This window comes from Pseudomonas sp. SDO52101_S400 (assembly GCF_054071635.1).
This window is the reverse complement of the sequence record NZ_JBSVWF010000029.1, coordinates 58,089-75,511: the sequence shown is the minus strand read 5'-3', so window position 1 is coordinate 75,511 and position 17,423 is coordinate 58,089. Positions and strand designations below refer to the sequence as shown.

Annotated in this window: 20 protein-coding genes; 12 read left to right on the top strand and 8 right to left on the bottom strand. The window is 62.5% G+C overall.

Annotated features, from left to right (window positions below; translation table 11 throughout):
- Positions 1 to 106: 106 nt before the first annotated feature.
- Complete coding sequence (gene cynR / locus ACW9HX_RS16260; RefSeq protein WP_457381385.1) at positions 107 to 994, bottom strand: transcriptional regulator CynR; 888 nt, start codon at positions 992 to 994, stop codon at positions 107 to 109.
- Positions 995 to 1,114: 120 nt separating this feature from the next.
- Between cynR and cynS the strand changes: the two genes are divergently transcribed.
- The 4 genes from cynS to ACW9HX_RS16240 all read left to right on the top strand — a co-directional run bounded on the left by cynS (position 1,115) and on the right by ACW9HX_RS16240 (position 3,516).
- Positions 1,115 to 1,579, top strand: a complete 465-nt coding sequence (gene cynS / locus ACW9HX_RS16255; protein WP_221534287.1) for a cyanase — start codon at positions 1,115 to 1,117, stop codon at positions 1,577 to 1,579.
- A gap of 83 nt (positions 1,580 to 1,662) precedes the next feature.
- Positions 1,663 to 1,899, top strand: a complete 237-nt coding sequence (locus tag ACW9HX_RS16250; protein WP_457381384.1) for a DUF2790 domain-containing protein — start codon at positions 1,663 to 1,665, stop codon at positions 1,897 to 1,899.
- 12 nt (positions 1,900 to 1,911) lie between these two features.
- Positions 1,912 to 2,571, top strand: coding sequence for a carbonic anhydrase (locus tag ACW9HX_RS16245; protein WP_457381383.1), 660 nt, complete (start codon positions 1,912 to 1,914; stop codon positions 2,569 to 2,571).
- 171 nt (positions 2,572 to 2,742) lie between these two features.
- Entirely contained in the window at positions 2,743 to 3,516 is a 774-nt protein-coding gene (locus ACW9HX_RS16240; RefSeq protein ID WP_457381382.1) for an alpha/beta fold hydrolase, read from the top strand.
- 47 nt (positions 3,517 to 3,563) lie between these two features.
- Here ACW9HX_RS16240 and ACW9HX_RS16235 read toward each other — a convergent pair whose 3' ends face one another.
- Positions 3,564 to 5,066, bottom strand: a complete 1,503-nt coding sequence (locus tag ACW9HX_RS16235) for an aldehyde dehydrogenase family protein (protein WP_457381381.1) — start codon at positions 5,064 to 5,066, stop codon at positions 3,564 to 3,566.
- 69 nt (positions 5,067 to 5,135) lie between these two features.
- Positions 5,136 to 6,044, bottom strand: coding sequence for a glutaminase B (gene glsB, locus ACW9HX_RS16230; RefSeq protein ID WP_085711458.1), 909 nt, complete (start codon positions 6,042 to 6,044; stop codon positions 5,136 to 5,138).
- 362 nt (positions 6,045 to 6,406) lie between these two features.
- On the opposite strand from glsB, the gene ACW9HX_RS16225 reads away from it, so the two are divergent.
- Both ACW9HX_RS16225 and ACW9HX_RS16220 read left to right on the top strand, forming a co-directional pair.
- Positions 6,407 to 6,610, top strand: coding sequence for an HvfA family oxazolone/thioamide-modified RiPP metallophore (locus tag ACW9HX_RS16225; protein WP_457381380.1), 204 nt, complete (start codon positions 6,407 to 6,409; stop codon positions 6,608 to 6,610).
- Positions 6,611 to 6,667: 57 nt separating this feature from the next.
- Positions 6,668 to 7,183 (top strand): HvfX family Cu-binding RiPP maturation protein, encoded by a 516-nt coding sequence (locus tag ACW9HX_RS16220; protein ID WP_457381379.1) that lies wholly within the window; start codon positions 6,668 to 6,670, stop codon positions 7,181 to 7,183.
- Between the two features lie 3 nt (positions 7,184 to 7,186).
- On the opposite strand, the gene ACW9HX_RS16215 is transcribed toward ACW9HX_RS16220, so the two are convergent.
- Complete coding sequence (locus tag ACW9HX_RS16215) at positions 7,187 to 8,791, bottom strand: L,D-transpeptidase family protein (protein ID WP_457381378.1); 1,605 nt, start codon at positions 8,789 to 8,791, stop codon at positions 7,187 to 7,189.
- 152 nt (positions 8,792 to 8,943) lie between these two features.
- Between ACW9HX_RS16215 and ACW9HX_RS16210 the strand changes: the two genes are divergently transcribed.
- From ACW9HX_RS16210 to ACW9HX_RS16195, 4 genes are all read left to right on the top strand, one after another.
- Complete coding sequence (locus ACW9HX_RS16210; protein ID WP_457381377.1) at positions 8,944 to 9,657, top strand: murein L,D-transpeptidase catalytic domain family protein; 714 nt, start codon at positions 8,944 to 8,946, stop codon at positions 9,655 to 9,657.
- A gap of 167 nt (positions 9,658 to 9,824) precedes the next feature.
- Positions 9,825 to 10,076: a DUF2790 domain-containing protein gene (locus ACW9HX_RS16205; RefSeq protein WP_457381376.1), complete on the top strand. Its 252-nt coding sequence runs from the start codon at positions 9,825 to 9,827 to the stop codon at positions 10,074 to 10,076.
- Between the two features lie 19 nt (positions 10,077 to 10,095).
- A complete protein-coding gene (locus tag ACW9HX_RS16200) occupies positions 10,096 to 10,767 on the top strand; it encodes a heavy metal response regulator transcription factor (RefSeq protein WP_457381375.1) in 672 nt (223 codons plus the stop codon).
- On the top strand, positions 10,764 to 12,179 hold the full coding sequence (locus ACW9HX_RS16195; RefSeq protein ID WP_457381374.1) for a heavy metal sensor histidine kinase: 1,416 nt from the start codon (positions 10,764 to 10,766) through the stop codon (positions 12,177 to 12,179). The genes ACW9HX_RS16200 and ACW9HX_RS16195 overlap by 4 nt, the downstream gene beginning before the upstream one ends.
- On the opposite strand, the gene ACW9HX_RS16190 is transcribed toward ACW9HX_RS16195, so the two are convergent.
- Positions 12,124 to 13,524 carry an MFS transporter gene (locus ACW9HX_RS16190; protein ID WP_457381373.1) on the bottom strand — a complete coding sequence of 467 codons (1,401 nt, stop codon included), beginning with the start codon at positions 13,522 to 13,524 and terminating at the stop codon, positions 12,124 to 12,126. The genes ACW9HX_RS16195 and ACW9HX_RS16190 overlap by 56 nt on opposite strands.
- A gap of 103 nt (positions 13,525 to 13,627) precedes the next feature.
- Between ACW9HX_RS16190 and ACW9HX_RS16185 the strand changes: the two genes are divergently transcribed.
- On the top strand, positions 13,628 to 14,515 hold the full coding sequence (locus tag ACW9HX_RS16185) for a LysR family transcriptional regulator (RefSeq protein WP_457381372.1): 888 nt from the start codon (positions 13,628 to 13,630) through the stop codon (positions 14,513 to 14,515).
- Here ACW9HX_RS16185 and ACW9HX_RS16180 read toward each other — a convergent pair.
- Complete coding sequence (locus tag ACW9HX_RS16180; protein WP_457381371.1) at positions 14,512 to 15,132, bottom strand: cell wall hydrolase; 621 nt, start codon at positions 15,130 to 15,132, stop codon at positions 14,512 to 14,514. The genes ACW9HX_RS16185 and ACW9HX_RS16180 overlap by 4 nt on opposite strands.
- A gap of 200 nt (positions 15,133 to 15,332) precedes the next feature.
- Here ACW9HX_RS16180 and ACW9HX_RS16175 point away from each other — a divergent pair, with 200 nt between their 5' ends.
- Complete coding sequence (locus ACW9HX_RS16175) at positions 15,333 to 16,184, top strand: CAP domain-containing protein (protein ID WP_457381370.1); 852 nt, start codon at positions 15,333 to 15,335, stop codon at positions 16,182 to 16,184.
- 81 nt (positions 16,185 to 16,265) lie between these two features.
- Here the strand turns inward: ACW9HX_RS16175 and ACW9HX_RS16170 are convergent, their stop codons facing one another.
- A complete protein-coding gene (locus ACW9HX_RS16170; RefSeq protein ID WP_457381369.1) occupies positions 16,266 to 16,418 on the bottom strand; it encodes a DUF2474 domain-containing protein in 153 nt (50 codons plus the stop codon).
- On the bottom strand, positions 16,405 to 17,421 hold the full coding sequence (gene cydB / locus ACW9HX_RS16165; RefSeq protein ID WP_457381368.1) for a cytochrome d ubiquinol oxidase subunit II: 1,017 nt from the start codon (positions 17,419 to 17,421) through the stop codon (positions 16,405 to 16,407). The genes ACW9HX_RS16170 and cydB overlap by 14 nt, the downstream gene beginning before the upstream one ends.
- Positions 17,422 to 17,423: the final 2 nt, after the last annotated feature.

The following is a 17,423-nucleotide window of genomic DNA, read 5'->3' as shown; positions in this document are numbered from 1 at the left end:
AAGGGAACACATCGGCGTCGCTTCAATTCCTGAGTACGACTCAATATTCCAGGTCGATGAATCTCTAACATTCACCTCGGTCAGTCCCCTCTCCCTTGGGAGAGGGTTAGGGTGAGGGGCTTCCCAGGCCTAGCGCGAGATTCATGAACGCCTCCGCCGCCGCACTGTGATAATTATTCTTGCGCCGCAACAACGCCGCCCCCCGCTGCGGCGCCTCGCTTTCGACACGTAACCGGCGCAACGCCCGGTCCTCTGTCGCAATTGCCTCCGGCAACATGGTCGCAATCGGCGCATGCCGAATCACTTCCAGCAACGTGCTCACCGAGTTCACCTCGATCTGCACCTTGGGCGTGATGCCGTGCTGGCGAAAATACTCGTCAATCGACAATCGCGTAATGAAGTCCGGCGCCAACAGGGCGAAATCCAGTTGTGCAATGTCATCCGGCGTCAGCACTGCAGCGCTGTCATACAACGGGTGCTCACGCCCGACCATCACCCCCAGCGTCTCGACAAACGCCGGAATGCATTCAATGTCCGGGTTGCGCACCGGGGTGAAGGCAATCGCAATATCCAGCGAGTCATCCGCCAGCCCGGCCTCGATGCCGTCCATCGACAATTCGAAGATCTCCAGATGAATCCCCGGATAGCGAGCCACGTAATCGCGCACCAACGGCCCCACCAGATATGCCATGAACGTCGGGGTCATGGCCAGGCGCAGCGAGCCTCGGGACAGATCCTTCACGTCATGCAACGCTCGCTTGCCCGCCTCCAGTTCCACCAGCACCCGCCGAGCACATTCAATGTAGGCCTGGCCGGCATCGGTGGGTTTGACCGAGCGCGAGGTGCGGTCGAACAGATCGACACCCAGGCTCTCCTCCAACTGGCGAATCTGTTGCGACAGGGTCGGCTGCGACACGTGCAGCGCCTCGGCCGCCCGGGTAAAGCCGCCGTGATCGGCCACGGCCAGCAGGTAACGCAAATGTCGCAGCAGCATGGGGCTCTCCATCTATAGGACGTGCTTATGCATTGCATTGTATATCGGTCTTGGACGCTATGGATGAATCGGCAGAAGATGAATTCCACACAGCAAGCCAACCCCGAAAGGAGAAGCACCATGCAATCCCAAGCCTACAACGACAGCCGCATCGCCCTGACCACTCGCGCTCTGGATGCCAAGGCACAGAAAAACCTGTCGTGGCAGGACCTGGCTGACGATACCGGCCTGAGCCTGGCCTATGTCACCGCCGCCCTGCTGGGTCAGCACCCTCTGCCGAAAGCCGCCGCTGAAGTGGTCGGTGACAAGCTGGAACTGAGCGCCGAAGACGTCGCCGCCCTGCAAATCATCCCGCTGCGCGGCAGCCTCGACGGCGTGCCGACCGACCCGACCATCTACCGCTTCCACGAGATGATCCAGATCTACGGCACCACCCTGAAGGCACTGGTTCACGAGCAGTTCGGCGACGGCATCATCAGCGCGATCAACTTCAAGCTCGATATCAAGAAAGTCGAAGACCCTGAAGGCGGTTCCCGCGCCGTGGTCACCCTCGACGGCAAGTTCCTCCCGCTGCGTCCGTTCTGATCCATCCGGGCCCGCATCCAGCGTGCGGGCCCATCCAAACCCGAATTGCCAAGTCGTCACCACATCCGTCTGGAGGCTGCCCCATGCAAAAAATTCTGCTTTCCCTGGCCCTGCTCGCCGGCCTTGTCGCACAGGCCCAGGCTGATGAAGAGGCCGTCGCCTATCGCTACGGCATGCAACTGGACATCGCGCAAGTCGTGAGCATCACCCCGGTCGCCGATGTCTGCGGCGTGGTGCCGGTCGAGATGACTTACCTCGACAGCCAAGGCGCAAAACACATTCTTCAATACAGCGAATTCGGCACCGGCTGTTCGAACTGAGAGGACAACACCATGAAAAACCTGATCGAAGGCTTCCTGAAGTTCCAGAGCGAAGCGTTTCCGCAACGCACCGAACTGTTCAAATACCTTGCCACGACCCAGACCCCGGGCACCTTGTTCATCACCTGCTCCGACAGCCGTGTCGTACCGGAACTGCTGACCCAACAAGAACCCGGCGAACTGTTCGTGATCCGCAACGCCGGCAATATCGTGCCGTCCTACAGCCCGCATCCGGGCGGGGTTTCGGCGACGGTGGAATACGCAGTAGCCGTGCTCGGCGTCACCGACATCGTGATCTGCGGTCACTCCGATTGCGGTGCCATGACCGCCATCGCCCAGTGCAAATGCATGGATCACCTGCCCGCCGTCAGCGGCTGGCTGCAACATGCCGAGTCGGCGAAAGTGGTCAACGAATCGCGACCACACGCCAATGACGCGGCCAAGCTGAGTTCGATGGTGCGCGAGAACGTGATCGCACAACTGGCGAACATTCAGACCCACCCGAGCGTGCGTCTGGCCCAGGAGAAAGGCCTGCTGAACCTGCACGGCTGGGTCTACGACATCGAGACCGGCTCCATCGATGCCCTCACCGCCGACCGTCGCACTTTCGTCTCGCTGGCCGAGCAACCGTCGACGTGCGCGGTGTATGGCCAGACGGTCGATGCCGCCTGAACCGAACGCCCCGCACCTGCCGGGGCGTTTGCTTTGTATCAGCGTGTAGCCAGCGCCCTGCCAGACACAGTTCCATGCACCCGCGCCGGGAGGCGGACACATCCCCGATACAGCGTGCGCCTTGAATAAGCCCTGACGCTGCATCCCTCCTCCCGACACAAGGAACATTCGATGAACAAGCTGTTTGCAGGACTGGCCCTTACCGTCGCCATGGCCGGCGCGACCTCGGCGATGGCTGCCGAGAAACCCACCGTAGTGCTGGTGCACGGTGCCTTCGCCGATTCCAGCAGCTGGAACGGTGTGGTGAAGATTCTGGAAAAGGACGGTTATCCGGTGATCGCAGCGGCCAACCCGCTGCGTACGCTCAAGGGTGATGCGCAATCGGTTGCCGACGTGCTGGCCGGGATCAAGTCGCCGGTGGTGCTGGTCGGCCACTCCTATGGTGGGCCGGTGATCAGTGAAGCCGCGTACGGCAATGCCAACGTCAAGGCGCTGGTGTATGTCTCGGCGCTGGCGCCCGAAGCCGGTGAAACCGTGGCCGGACTGGCCGGCAAATTCCCCGGCAGCACATTAGGCCCGACCCTCGCGCCGCCCGTTGCATTGAAGGACGGCGGCAAGGATCTGTATATCCAGCAGGACAAGTTCCACGACCAGTTCGCGGCCGACGTTCCAAACGCCGACGCAAAACTGATGGCTGCGACACAGCGCCCCGTTACCGAAGCGGCGTTGAACGAGGCTGCCAGTGAGCCGGCGTGGAAGACGATTCCGTCATGGTTCGTGTACGGCGACAAGGACAAGAACATCCCGCCGCAAGCCATGGCGTTCATGGCTGAACGGGCGCACGCCAAAAAGACCGTGGTGGTCAAGGGCGCGTCCCATGTGGTGATGGTGTCGAATCCGAAAGCCGTGGCCAGCCTGATCGAATCCGCCGCCACCGCCAAGTGACACAAAAACGCCGCGCCTGTCATTGCGACAGGCGCGGCGTTTTTGTTTTAGCGTTTTACGCCCAGATCGATTTGCGTCATGCGGCTGCGCACGGTGAACACCCCATCTCCGGAAAGAATCGCGCTACGGGCGAACAGCCGTCCGCTTTCCCAGTTCGAAAGCCCCAGTTCCGGCTTGTTCAACGCGTACTGGCCATCGACCCAACGGGTAATTCCGTTGCCCACGAACGGCGCGTTGACCGCACTGTAGAAACGCTCCTGAACCGCCGCGTCTTCGCTGATCAACGACACGGTGAACTGCGGGCTGTAACGGTTGAACAGCGCGATGGCCTGATCCAGATCGTCGACGATCATCAGGCTGGTTTCCGGGGTTTCTTCCCATTCCCACTCGCGGCCCAGTTGCGCTTCCAGCAAGGGTTCGGCCAGGGCTTCAGTCTGGTAACCCTCGGCGCGATAGACCTCGACCGTCGCGTTCTGCCAGTCGCTCGGCAGATAGCTTTCGCTGCCTTCGACGATGTGCAATTTGCAGCCCTGACCGCGTGCGGTGCCGGCTTGCTGCAAGGCGTCGAGGAACAACGGCACCAGTTCGGCGGCACGGTCGCGCTGGATCAGGCAGACGTTCAGCGTGTTGCAAACCTTGCGATCCAGCGAGTTGCGCACCACAGCGGCAAAGCGCTTGGCATCGGCATCGCGATCGGCAACCAGCCACGCGCCGCCGGTGCCGTGCAGGCTGACAGCGGTGCCGGCCTGCTGGGCGATGCTGCCCAACTGGCTGACCGCACGGCCCGAGCCACGGGCCACGGCCAGCGACAGACGCCGGTCGGCGAACATCGCCCAACCGGCGGCGTGGTTGACGCTCTCGACCAGCGACACCGCACCGGCCGGCAGTCCGGCATCGGCCAGCGCCGGGTTCAGGGCGTGGGTGACGATGGCTTGCGCGGTGCCCAGCGCATCGCTGCCAATACGGAGCACGGCGGTGTTGCCGGTGCGCAGTACGCCAGCGGCGTCGGCGAAGACGTTTGGCCGGCCTTCGAACACGAACGCTACGATACCCAGCGGCGACACCACCTGCTCGACCTTCCAGCCGTCATGCTCGACGCTGCTGATCACCTTGCCACGAGTGGCCGGCGCATCACGCCAGGCCCGCAGGCCGGCGATCATGTCGCGTCGCATGCGCTCATCGGCGAGCAAACGGGTGGTCGAGCGACCGCGTGCCTTGGCCCGATCGATGTCGGCGAGGTTGGCGGTTTCGATCAGTGCCCAGGCGTCCGGGTTTTCCAGCCGTTGGGCAAACAGATCGAAGAAGCGACTGATGTCGTCATCCGACACGGCGGACAACGCAGTAAACGCTGCCGCTGCACGCTCGATCGCCACCGAAGCGGCCTGCTGATCCACCACCGGAATCAGCAACAGCTCGCCACTCACCTGTTCCACCAGCAAGTGATCGCCGGGTCGGAAACGCTCGGCCAGTTCGGGGCTGACCACGGTGACGCGGTTACCGGCGAAAGGGATGGGCGTGCCAGCGACGAGACGTTCGAGCGCGAGAGACATGGAGCGGATTCACCATATTGAGGGCGGCCGGAAAATGTATAGGTTGGCCTGCCTCAAAGCAACACAGGCTCAGAACACCGACCAGCCAATCCGCGAACTGAGCATTTCCAGCGCCGCCATGCCCGCCAGCGAGTTGCCCGCCGCGTTGAGTTCCGGCGACCACACGCACACCGTGAATTGCCCCGGCACCACCGCAACGATGCCGCCACCGACGCCGCTCTTGCCCGGTAGTCCGACGCGGTAAGCGAAGTTGCCGGCCTCGTCGTAGAGGCCGCTGGTGGCCATGATCGAGTTGACTTGCTGGGTCTGGCGGCGGGTAAGGATCTGCTCGCCACTGTGCTTGCAATAGCCGTCGTTGGCCAGGAAGCAGAACGCCCGGGCCAGGTCGATGCAGCTCATACGCAACGCGCAGTGGCTGAAATAGCTGCGCAGCACCGCTTCAACGTCATTGTGGAAATTGCCGAAGGATTGCATCAGGTAGGCCATCGCCGCGTTGCGTGCGCGGTGCTGGTATTCGGAATCGGCCACTTTACCGTCGACCATCACCTGCGGATTGCCCGACAGCCGCCGCACGAAATCGCGCATCGACAATGCCGGTGCGGCAAAACGTGACTGGTTGATGTCGCAGATCACCAACGCCCCGGCGTTGATGAACGGATTGCGCGGACGGCCGCGCTCGAATTCCAGCTGCACCAGCGAGTTGAACGGCTGGCCGGACGGCTCGTGGCCCAGGCGTTCCCAGATCGCCTCGCCGGAGTGTTCGATGGCCTGCACCAGGCTGAACACCTTGGAAATACTCTGCACCGAGAACAGTGTCTCGGCATCGCCGGCGCAATACATCTCGCCGTCGTTGCCGTACACCGCAATGCCCAGTTGATCGGGCGGCACGGTGCCGAGGGCAGGAATGTAGTCAGCCACCTTGCCCTGCCCGATCAGGGGCCGGACAGCGTCAAGGATCTCGTTCAACAGCGCTTGCATGCCGGGTCTCGAAGTCTCGCCCCATGGGATTGCGGGGACACTGTGGCTAGACGCTGCGGGGCTGAGGCAAATCACACATTCGGAATAATTGGAGATCCATTGTGGGGGCGAGCCTGCTCGCGATGAGGCCAGCACAGCCAGCATACTCGGCGCCTGAGCCACCGCTATCGCGAGCAGGCTCGCTCCCACAGTTTTTGAGCAGTCTGTGTATCGCAGTGTGTATGGCCCGACGCCCGACACATCCCGCGCACAAATCCGTGCCTTCGCGACACATCCCCGATACAGCCCGACGTTCAAATGAACCTGTCGATCGGCAACCCCGATCAAGCCTTTGAACTCACATTTCTTATCGGAGATTCACCATGACCAAGCTCTCGAAAACCTCCCTGACGCTCGGCCTGCTGCTGGCAGGTGGCCTGGCCCTGTCCAACGCCGCTTCCGCCTCCGAGGCGTTCAGCGTCAAGCAACTGGATCACGGCTACAGCCAGAACCAGGCCCAGGCCGACTCCCCGGAAAAAACCTCGGAAGGCAAATGCGGCGAAGGCAAGTGCGGTGCCGGCGAATAACCCTCTTCACGGGGCGCGCCGGTGCCCCGCTTTCACTTGATTGAACGGAGCCATCCCATGACCACTACTATCTCGACGGCCGTCAAAGGCCTGCACCTGAATCTTGATCGTGCCGGCCAGTGGCTGGCACCGCTGACCCTGCGCCTGTTCATCGCCTGGGAGTTTTTCGAATCGGGCCTGGAGAAGTTCAACGGCCAGAACTGGTTCGAAGACATTCAGGACCGTTTCCCGTTTCCCTTCGATCACTTGCCGGCAACGCTGAACTGGGAACTGTCGATGTGGGCCGAGCTGATCTGCGCCCTGGCGATCCTGATCGGATTCGGCACCCGGATCTCGGCGATTTCATTGATCGTCGTGACGGTCGTCGCCACCGCCGCCGTGCACTGGCCGGCGGACTGGTCGTCATTGAGTGAACTGGCGCAGGGCTACGCGATCACCAACAAGGGCTTCGGCAACTTCAAGCTGCCAGCGATTTACCTGGCTGCGCTGCTGCCGCTGGTGTTCGCCGGGGCCGGCAAATTGAGTGTCGATGCCTGGCTGGCGCGGTTCTTCTGGAAACGCGCCAGCCGCTGAGGCTCAATGCGCCCGATCGAGCCCCGCCAGCAACGCACTGTCACGGCTGTAGATGTCCGGCGCGTAGAGCACGCGGCCCTTCCCGTCGACCTGTGCCGTCCAGTAAGTCATCAGGATCGGCACCGGATTACTCAGGCGGAATTCATGGGTGGTGCCGGTGGCGAGCAAGGTGTCGGTGCGAGCCCTTTCCGCCGGACTGAGCAGGAAGTCGCGCAGTTTCATCGGATGCTCGACCCGCACACAACCGGAACTGAACGCACGCGGTCCCTTGTCGAACAGCGCCTTGCTCGGCGTGTCATGCAGATACACCGAGAACGGGTTGGGGAAGCGGATGACCATTTGCCCCAGCGGATTGCGCGGCCCGGCGTCCTGGCGCAGGAGGATGTTGCCGGGGTTGTCCCAGTCGATGTCTGCGGCGGCCAGCGGCTGGCCATTGGCGTCGAGCACTTGCAGGTTCTGGCGGCTGAGGAAGGTCTGGTCCTTGCGAATTGCCGGCAACTTGTCTTCTTTCCAGATGGTCGGCGGTACGGTCCAGGTCGGGTTCAGCGTCAGGCGTGTGACCCGGGATTTGAGCAGCGGAGTCTGGCGTTCGGCACGGCCGACCTGGGTGCGGGTCTGCCACACCGGCTCGCCGCCCTGATACAGGGTCAGTTCGGCAGCGGCCACGTTGACCAGCAAACCATCGGGCTCCATGTCCTGGGCCAGCCAGCGGAAACGCTCAAGGTTGACCCGCAGCTGCTCGCGACGCGTCAGCGGGCTGATATTCATCTCGGCAATCGTCCCCGGCCCGACGACACCGTCGGCCTGTAACGAATGGTTGGCCTGGAAGCTTTTCACCGCCTCGACCAGTACCCCGTGATAAGCGTTGTCCGGCGTGCCGACCACGCTGCTCAGATAACCTTCGCTGTACAGCCGCTTGGCCAGTTCCGGTACGCGTTTGTCTTCCATGTCCGGGCGCAGCAGCGGCCCGTTGCCTACCGACTGCCAGTGCGGCAAGGCTTGCAGGCGTTGTGCGGCATAGAGGTGACGCAGGTTTTGATATTGCGCCAGGTTCGGCCGCGCCAGATCGAAGGCCGCCGCCATGTCATGCATGCCCGGCACGGCGATGGCGAGCAGTTCGGCCTGACGGTCGCGTGGCGTTTCGTCGGCATGCCACAACGGTTCGAAGTGGGATTGCAGCAGGCGACCGTAATGCAGGTCCTGCAAGGCTTGCAGGTAATAGCCACTGATGTCGATGTCAGCGCACAGATCGCCATCCGCCGGCACGCTGAGCGCCACCGGATAGCGTTTCGGATTGAGGCCATCGTCGGCCAACAGCTGCAATTGCGCGTGCAAGGCCGGCAATTGCCCGGCCGCCGCCCACACCGGCAGCCAGTCCTGCTGCTGATAGAACGCCTGCAACTGTTCAAGCGCCGGGCCACTGAGGCGTGCGGCAATCGCCGGACAGGCCTGAGGCAGGCTGATCAACGCGGCCTGCAGCGGACTTTGCGGTTCGACAGGCATTTCTGCGGGCAGCGTCGGGAGCCCCGGCAGAGGCTCATCGGCACAAACGACAAACGGCGCAGCGAGCAAACAAATGCTCAAGTAGCATGCGTACTTTTTGAACAACTGCTTTACTCCAATCCATGGCCGTCTTGATTGACGGTCAACCTTACATCAGGTGCGGTGATACAGTCAGGTCCGATTCGCGAGCCTGCCGGGGACGACTGGACGTCAGGAGCCAAAGTGCCAAACATGTAGCCAGTGAGGATTCACTTTAAATGTTGACGTTTTTGCGCCGACTTCTGCTGACTGCCACTGCCATCGGGCTGGTGACCAGTCAGGTTTTTGCCGCCGGCACCTCGCAGCCGGTTCTCTACAACAGCCTCGCCCACGCCGCTCCGGAACTCAATCCCCAGGCGCTGAAAGGTGCCCTGAACGCCATGCAATGCGCAATCAACAACGGCGCGAAGCAGTCCCGTCACCTGGCGATCATCGATTATTCGCAGCCTTCCACCGAGCGGCGCCTTTGGATCTTCGACCTGACGAAGAAAAAACTGATCCTGCGCGACCTGGTCGCCCACGGTTCGCAGTCCGGAGACAACTTCGCCACCCGGTTCTCCAATCGCGAAGGCAGCTTTCAGTCCAGCCTTGGACTGTTCCGCACCCAGGAAAGTTACGAGGGCACCCACGGTTATTCGCTGCGCATGGATGGCCTGGAGCCGGGCGTCAACGACATGGCCCGCGACCGCGCCATTGTGATCCACGCCGCCGATTACGTGAATCTGTTCTGGAGCAAGCGTACGGGCCGGCTGGGCCGCAGTCAGGGTTGCCCGGCCGTACGGCCGCAGGTCGCCAGACGGGTGATCGACAGCCTGAAGGACGGCCAGTACATGTTCTCCTGGTACCCGGATCAGCACTGGCTGAAGTCTTCGCCGTACCTCAACTGCCAGCCGCAGCAGATTGCGAGCATCCTCAGTACACACGGCAGTTGAAAACAGCTGCGGTCAAAACAATCCCCTGTTCTCACAGGGGATTTGTGTTTTCAGGGTTTCATTACAACTTTGTCATTGAGTTGTCGGTTTGCCGAGCGGATCGCTCGGTAGCCTGAAGTTGTTCCGGCACACCTGCCGATCCACTTCACCGACACGAGTGACTCATCATGAAAACCCTGATCCTTGCTCTCACCGCCCTCCTCGCCACCGGCACCGTGTTCGCCGCCGAAATGCCGGACAACACGGTCATTCACGACACCAACGGCTTCTACGTGCACCTGGATGTCGACAAAGTCCTCTCCAGCACCGATATTTCCCAGGCCTGCGGCGTCATTCCCGCACGACTGAACTACCTCGACCACCAGGGCCGCGAACATGTGCTGGACTATCAAGTGCAAGGCAGCGGTTGCACCAACTGACCAGTGAGGCGCAGTGCCCATGAATATCCTTGTCGTCGAAGACGAACCCAAGGCCGGTAATTACCTGCTCAACGGCTTGCAGGAACTGGGCTACAGCGTGAGCCTGGCCAGGGACGGCGCCGACGGTCTGCACCTGGCGCTGGAACACGACTTCGACGTGATCGTGCTGGACGTGATGATGCCGAAAATGGATGGCTGGGAAGTCCTGCGCCGGCTGCGCAAGGAGGCCGACACGCCGGTGCTGTTCCTCACCGCCCGGGACGATATCGCCGACCGGGTCAAGGGCCTGGAACTGGGCGCCGACGACTACCTGATCAAGCCGTTTTCCTTCGCCGAACTGGTGGCGCGCCTGCGCACCCTGACCCGGCGCGGACCGATCCATGAAGAAGAACAATTGCAGGTGGCCGATTTGCAGATCGATGTGCTCAAGCGCCGGGTCACCCGCGCCGGCAGCCGGATCACCCTGACCAACAAGGAATTCGCCCTGCTGCAACTGTTCGCCACCCACACCGGGCAAGTGCTGTCGCGGTCGCTGATCGCCTCGCGGGTGTGGGACATGAACTTCGACAGCGACACCAATGTGGTCGATGTCGCCGTGCGCCGCCTGCGGGCGAAGATCGACGACCCGTTCCCGCTCAAGCTGATCCACAGCGTGCGCGGCATCGGCTACCGTTTCGATACCCAGCCATGAAAATCGCCGGCACGTATTCCCTGACGTTGCGCCTGGCGCTGGTGTTCGCCGTGCTCGCCTTTGCTGCGCTGGCAGGCCTGGGCGCGGCGCTTTACAACCAGCTGGAAGAGCAACTGACCCGCCGCGACGACATCCAGTTGGTCAGCCGCATCGATCAATTGCGCACCATCCTCAACGACAGCAACACCCTGGAGTTGATCAAGAACAAACCGGCACTGTTCCAGAACATGCTGGGCAATCGCGAAGCGCTGTTGACCATCGGTGCGCCAGGGCAACCGCCCTTGTTCGTGGTCAACCCCAGCAACCTGACGCTGCCGAACGTGCCCGCCGTGCCGATCGACCATGTGATGGCGCTCAACGACGTGCAGCATCTGCCGAGCATCAACGGCGTGCCGTTCTCGGCGGTGGCGGCCAGTATCGACTCCGGCGACCAGGGCAATCTGCAGGTACTCATCGCCAAGGTGATGAGCGAACGCACGGCGATGCTCGCCAACTACCGGCTCAGCGTGTACGGCCTCGCGTCACTGGCGGCGATTGTGCTGGCGCTGGTCGGTTGCCTGCTGGTGTATCGCGGCTTGCTGCCGTTGCGGCGGATTGCCCGGCATGCCCACGGGATCGGCATCGCCAACCTCGGTGAACGCCTGGACAGCCAAGGCACACCCCGGGAATTGCAGCCGATGATCGAATCTTTCAATGCGATGCTGGACCGGCTCGACAGAGGCGTTGCGCAATTGAGCCAGGTCTCCACCGACATGGCCCACGAGCTGCGCACGCCAATCAACAACCTGCTCGGTGAAACCCAGGTCGCACTGCAACAGAACCGCAGCGTCGACGCCTATCAGCAGTTGCTCGCCTCCAACGTCGAAGAACTCGAACGGCTGGCGCGGATGCTCGACAACATGCTGTTTCTGGCCCGTACCGACCCGGCCAGCGCCCTGAGCCAGCGCCAGGAACTGGACGCCTGCGATGAGATGCAACGCATCGCCGATTATTTCGAAGGCCTGGCCGCCGATGTCGGCGTAACCATCGAGGCCAGTGGCAGCGGCGTGATCTGGGCCGAACCGATGTTGCTGCGTCGGGCGCTGGCCAATCTGTGCGCCAACGCGATCAAGTACGGCGCAGCGGATTCGACGTTGCAGGTTGAAGCCACCGCCGAAGCGGACGGCAGTTACCTGCGTGTGCGCAATCAGGGTGCGACGATTCCGGCGGAACATCTGTCGCGGTTGTTCGAACGCTTCTACCGCGCCGATCCGTCCCGCGAGCGTTCGGCGCAATCTAACGGTCTGGGCCTGTCGATCGTCGCGACCATCATGCAATTGCATCAGGGCCGCTACAGCGTCAGCAGCGTTGATGGCGTCACCTGCTTTGAGCTGTTTTTTCCAGCACGGGAGACGCGAGACGCAGGTGTGTGAAGGCGCCAAGCCCGAGCGCCGCAAGCATCAACGCCGCTGCAACGCCGAAGGTCATGTGCAAGCCGCCCGCGATGACCGCGGCCGGCGCCTGAGTCGGATCGTCTGTGGTCAGGGCAAACACCGCACCCATCGCCGCGGCCCCGGTAATCAACCCCAGATTGCGTGACAACCCGAGCATGGCCGAGACCACCCCACGCTGATCCTGCCCGACACCCGCCATCAATCCAGTGTTGTTGGCGGCCTGAAACAACGCATAACTCAAGGCCACCACCATTATCGGCAGCACATACGCAAACACTCCGAAACTCATTGGCAACAGCGCCAGCAGACCGCACCCACCGGCCAGTCCGAGCAACGCCCCCGGCACCATCCTCCGCGCACCGAAACGATCCACCAGACGCCCGGCCGGTACGCCGCTGAACGCCGCCAACAACGGCCCGATCGACAACACCAGCCCGACCTGAGTGCTGGTGAGGCCCAGGCCTCGGCTCAGGTAAAACGGCCCGACCACCAGCGTGGTCATCATGACCGTCGTTACCAGCAACGTCAGCGCCAGACTGCTGCTGGTTCGTGTGTCGGCGAACAATGACAAGTGAATCAGCGGCGCCTTGCTCCTCTTCTCGACCAGGATGAACAACCCCACGCCCAACAGGCTGACCAGCAACAACGACTTGGTGAACCCTTCAATCGTCATCGCCAGCGCATAGGCCGCCAGCGTCAGCATCAGCACGGCGGTGCCGGGATAATCAAACGCAACACCCGTGCGTGCGGTTTGATCTTTCGGCAGATAGCGATACACCAGCCAGGCATTGAGCAGCCCCAACGGCACGTTGATCACAAAGATCGACTGCCAGCCGACATGCGCCATCAACAGCCCACCGAGCGAGGGCCCGAGGGTGGTGCCGGTGGCCGACATCGTGGCCAGCAACCCCATCGCACTGCCGGCCCGGGATTTGGGCACCGCATCGGCCACCAACGCCACCGTCAGCGCGAACATGATTGCCGCACCCAAGCCTTGCACCGCTCGCGCGCCGATCAGCCAGACAAGGCTCGGCGCCAGTGCACAAGCCAGCGAAGCCGCGGTAAAAATGCCGATGCCGATCAACAGCAAGCGCCGCCGACCGAAGCCGTCACCCAATCGCCCGACGCTGACAATCAACGTGGTGATCGCCAGCAGGTAGGCCAGAACGATCCACTGCACTTGCTGAAACGTCGCATCGAATGCCGCCGCAAGAGTGGGCAATCCGGCGTTGGCAATGCTGGTGTCCAGCGACGGCATCAACATCGACAGCGCCAGACTGGTCAACGCCCAGCGGGCTGAAGGGCTCAAGGGTTCTCGGTGCATGGGGGGCTCACAGGGCAAAGGTCATGCGGCATAGCCTGAGCCTCGACAATACGAGGCGCAAGACGCATGCTTTGCACTTGATACCTGCATGGAACGCCATGTCATGAGTGCACCGGATCTGAACCTGTTGATCACCCTCGACGTACTGCTGAGCGAAGGCAGCGTCGCCCGCGCCGCCGAGCGCCTGCGTCTGAGCCCGTCAGCCATGAGCCGTGCCCTCGCCCGTCTGCGGGAAACCACCGGGGATCCGCTGCTGGTGCGCGCCGGTCGCGGCCTGGTGCCGACCCCGCGTGCGCTGGAGCTGCGTGACCGGGTCAGTTATCTGGTGCAGGAAGCCGAAGCGGTTCTGCGCCCTGCAGAGGTGCTAGATCCCGCCCGGTTGCGGCGCACCTTCACCCTGCGCAACACCGACGGTTTTGTCGAAACCTTTGCCGCCGCCCTGCTCGCCCGCATCGCCAAAGAGGCGCCCGACGTGCGCCTGCGCTTTGTGCAAAAGGCCGACAAGGACAGCACGCTACTGCGCGAAGGCCGGGTGGATCTGGAAACCGGCGTGGTCGACGACAGCACTGACCCGACGCTGCACAGCCGCATCCTGTTCCGGGATCAGTGGATCGGTGTGGTGCGTGAGGGGCATCCGCTGAGCAGCGGCAAGGTCAGCGCCAAACGCTTTGCCTCGGGCCAGCATATTCTGGTGTCACGACGCGGGCGCAGCAGCGGGCCGGTGGACGAGGCTCTGCTCGCCTTCGGCCTGAAGCGGGACATCGTCACTTCGTTCGGCGGCTTTTCCGCGGCACTGACGCTGGTCCGTGAATCAGACCTGATCGCCACCGTCCCGGAACGGCACACCAGCAAACTGCGAACGGGCCTGCACAGTTTCGCCCTGCCATTACGGATGCCGGACATCAGCGTGTCCATGCTCTGGCATCCACGCATGGACGCCGACCCGGCGCATCGCTGGTTGCGCAATTGTGTGCGGGAAGTCTGCGCCTAACGGGCCTCCCCGTCCTTGGGTTTATAGAACAGGAATTTCCCGGTCTCGGCGGTCTTGGTGTACTTCTTCGCCCAGCTCGGGTCGACGTTGTGGTCATGAAAATACAGCGCGCCATGAGTGCGGTCCGTGAGCTGGCGGTTCAGCGCCTTGCCGGCGATTTCCTTGGCCAGCGCATATTCGGCGTCTTCCTTGACCTGATCGGACTTGCCGTCGCACCACCAGGAAAACTGGCAGCTCTTGGTTTCCGAGCCCTGCTTGACCACCTCGCACACGGTGCCCGGAAAACCGTCGTGGCCGAGGCGATTCATCACCACGTTGGCCACGGCTTCCATTTCCGCCGTGTCCTTGCCCTTGGCTTCCCAATAGATACTGCGCGCCAGACAGGTGATGGGATCGTCGAGCGGCGCGGTGCCGGCCGGGTCCACGGCTTGCACCTCTTTGGGGGTGATCGCTTCGGACTTCGGCGCCGGGGGCGCGTCGGGTTTGTCGGCAGCCTTCTCTTCCAGTACCTCGGCTTTCGCTTCGGCCTTTTCCTTGATCGGCGCCTGGTCGGTGGCCAGTGCCACGCCGCTCATCAGAGTCAACACAAGACAGCAAAGCAACCCGTTCAATCGCATGATCGATTCTTCCGGCAGCGCCCGGTGCGGGCAAAGTGTTATGTGGCTGAGACGCCCGGATTCCGGGGCCATCGCAGAGTGTAGACGGCAGAATCGGCGGCAACGTTCCGCAGAAAAAACCGCTCGGTGAAGAAAAAGACATTGCACGACCCCGGGGCGTTTCGCGCATCATGGGCGCACTCAGCCCAAGGGAGATTTCCATGCGCTTCATGCCATCCGCTCTGCGATTCGCCGCCTTGTCCGTGGGTCTGGCGTTGGCCACTTCGGCCATGGCCAGCGACGAATCGCAATTGATCGAGTCGATCAACAGCTACCGCAGCCAACCGCAGCGCTGCGGCACGCAGGCATCCAGCGAATTGCCGCCGCTCTCGGCCGACCCGCGCCTGCGTCTGCCGGCCAGTGGCATGGTCGATCTGCAACAGGCCATGGCCAGCGCCAGCTACCCGATGGTCAATGTGCAGGCGATCACCCTCAACGGCCCTCGGGATCCGGTGTCGGCGATGAAGGCGATTCAGGAGAGTTTTTGTCAGGTGGTGCTGGATCCGCAGTTCGTCGATATCGGCGTCAGCCGCGCCGACCGCGACTGGCGCATCACGTTGGCGCGACCACTGTTGTCGGCGCGCCTGGGCGACGGGCAGGCCGAGGGCCAGAAACTGCTGACGCAACTCAACGCCGCCCGCAGCCAGCCGCGCCAGTGCGGTGGCCAGGCGTTCTCCGCTGCTGCGCCATTGGCATGGAATGCGGTGCTCGGCGGTGTTGCCCAGGATCACAGCCGCGAGATGGCCAACAACAACTATTTCGACCACAAGGACCGCAACGGCGGTACCCCCGGCGACCGCGCCGAACTGGCCGGTTACAGCGGTCAGCAGGTCGGCGAGAACATCGCCGCCGGGCAGGACACTGTGCAGAAAGTGGTCGATGGCTGGCTGGCGAGCCCCGGCCACTGCGCCAATCTGATGAACCCGCAGTACCGCGAACTGGGTGCGGCCTATGCAGTCGATCCAAAGAGCAGCGCCGGCATTTACTGGACCGCGATGTTTGGCGGGGAATAAACCTCCAGGCACCCTCCCCATCAGGGGAGGATGCAAAATGCAGGCAATAAAAAACCGGAGCCAGGCTCCGGTTTTTTTTCATCAGTGGGTTCTCATCCCCGCCGCATACATCGCCAGTTTCAGCAGACTCGCCACCACTGCCAGCGAGACCACGCTGCCGGACCAGATCAGCAGCAGCCAGCCCAGACGTTTGTACCAGCGGCTCTTCACTTCACGCATCTCAATGGTACCCATCGCCAATCCTCACTTTGCCGCGGAACACGTAGTAGTTCCAGAAGGTGTACATCAGGATCACCGGCAGGATGAACAGCGCGCCGATCAGGGCGAACAACTGGCTGGTGGCCGGTGATGCCGCCGCCCAGAGGCTGACCGAGGGCGGGATGATGTTCGGCCAGATGCTCAGCGCCAGCCCGATGTAACCGAGGAACATCAGCACCAGAGTGAACACGAATGGCCAGTGGGTGTGCCGCTGACGCAGCGAACGCAACAGCCCGAACAGCGACAATGCCGCCAGCACCACCAGCCCGGCGAACACGGTCAGGTGCGCATGGTTGAACCAGCGACTGGCCAGTTCCGGATGCAGTTGCAACGTCCACGCGCCGATCACTACGACCATCGCCAGCAACAGCCAGGCCAGCGGACGGCTGTAGTGACGCATCCGCGACTCGAGCATGCCTTCGGTCTTGACCAGCAGCCAGGTACTGCCCAGCAAGGCGTAAGCGACCACCAGACCGACGCCGCAGACCAGCGGGAACGGTGCCAGCCAGTCCAGACCGCCACCGGCAAACTGCCGGTCCACCACCGGAATCCCGGCCACATACGCGCCGATCACCACACCCTGGGAGAACGTCGCCAGCAGCGAACCACCGATGAACGCCCAGTCCCACAGATGGCGCTTTTCAGCCGGCGCCTTGAAGCGAAACTCGAACGCCACACCGCGGAAAATCAGACCGCACAGCATCAGGATCAGCGGCAGATACAGCGCCTCCAGAATCACCCCGTAGGCCAGCGGAAACGCGCCGTACAAAGCTGCGCCGCCAAGCACCAGCCAGGTTTCATTGCCGTCCCATACCGGCGCGACGGTGTTCATCATCACGTCGCGTTCCTGCTCGTCGCTGATCAACGGGAACAGGATCCCGAGGCCCAGATCGAAGCCGTCCATGATCACGTACATCATCACCCCGAAGGCAATGATCACGCCCCAGATCAACGAGAGATCGATACCTTGAATACCCATGA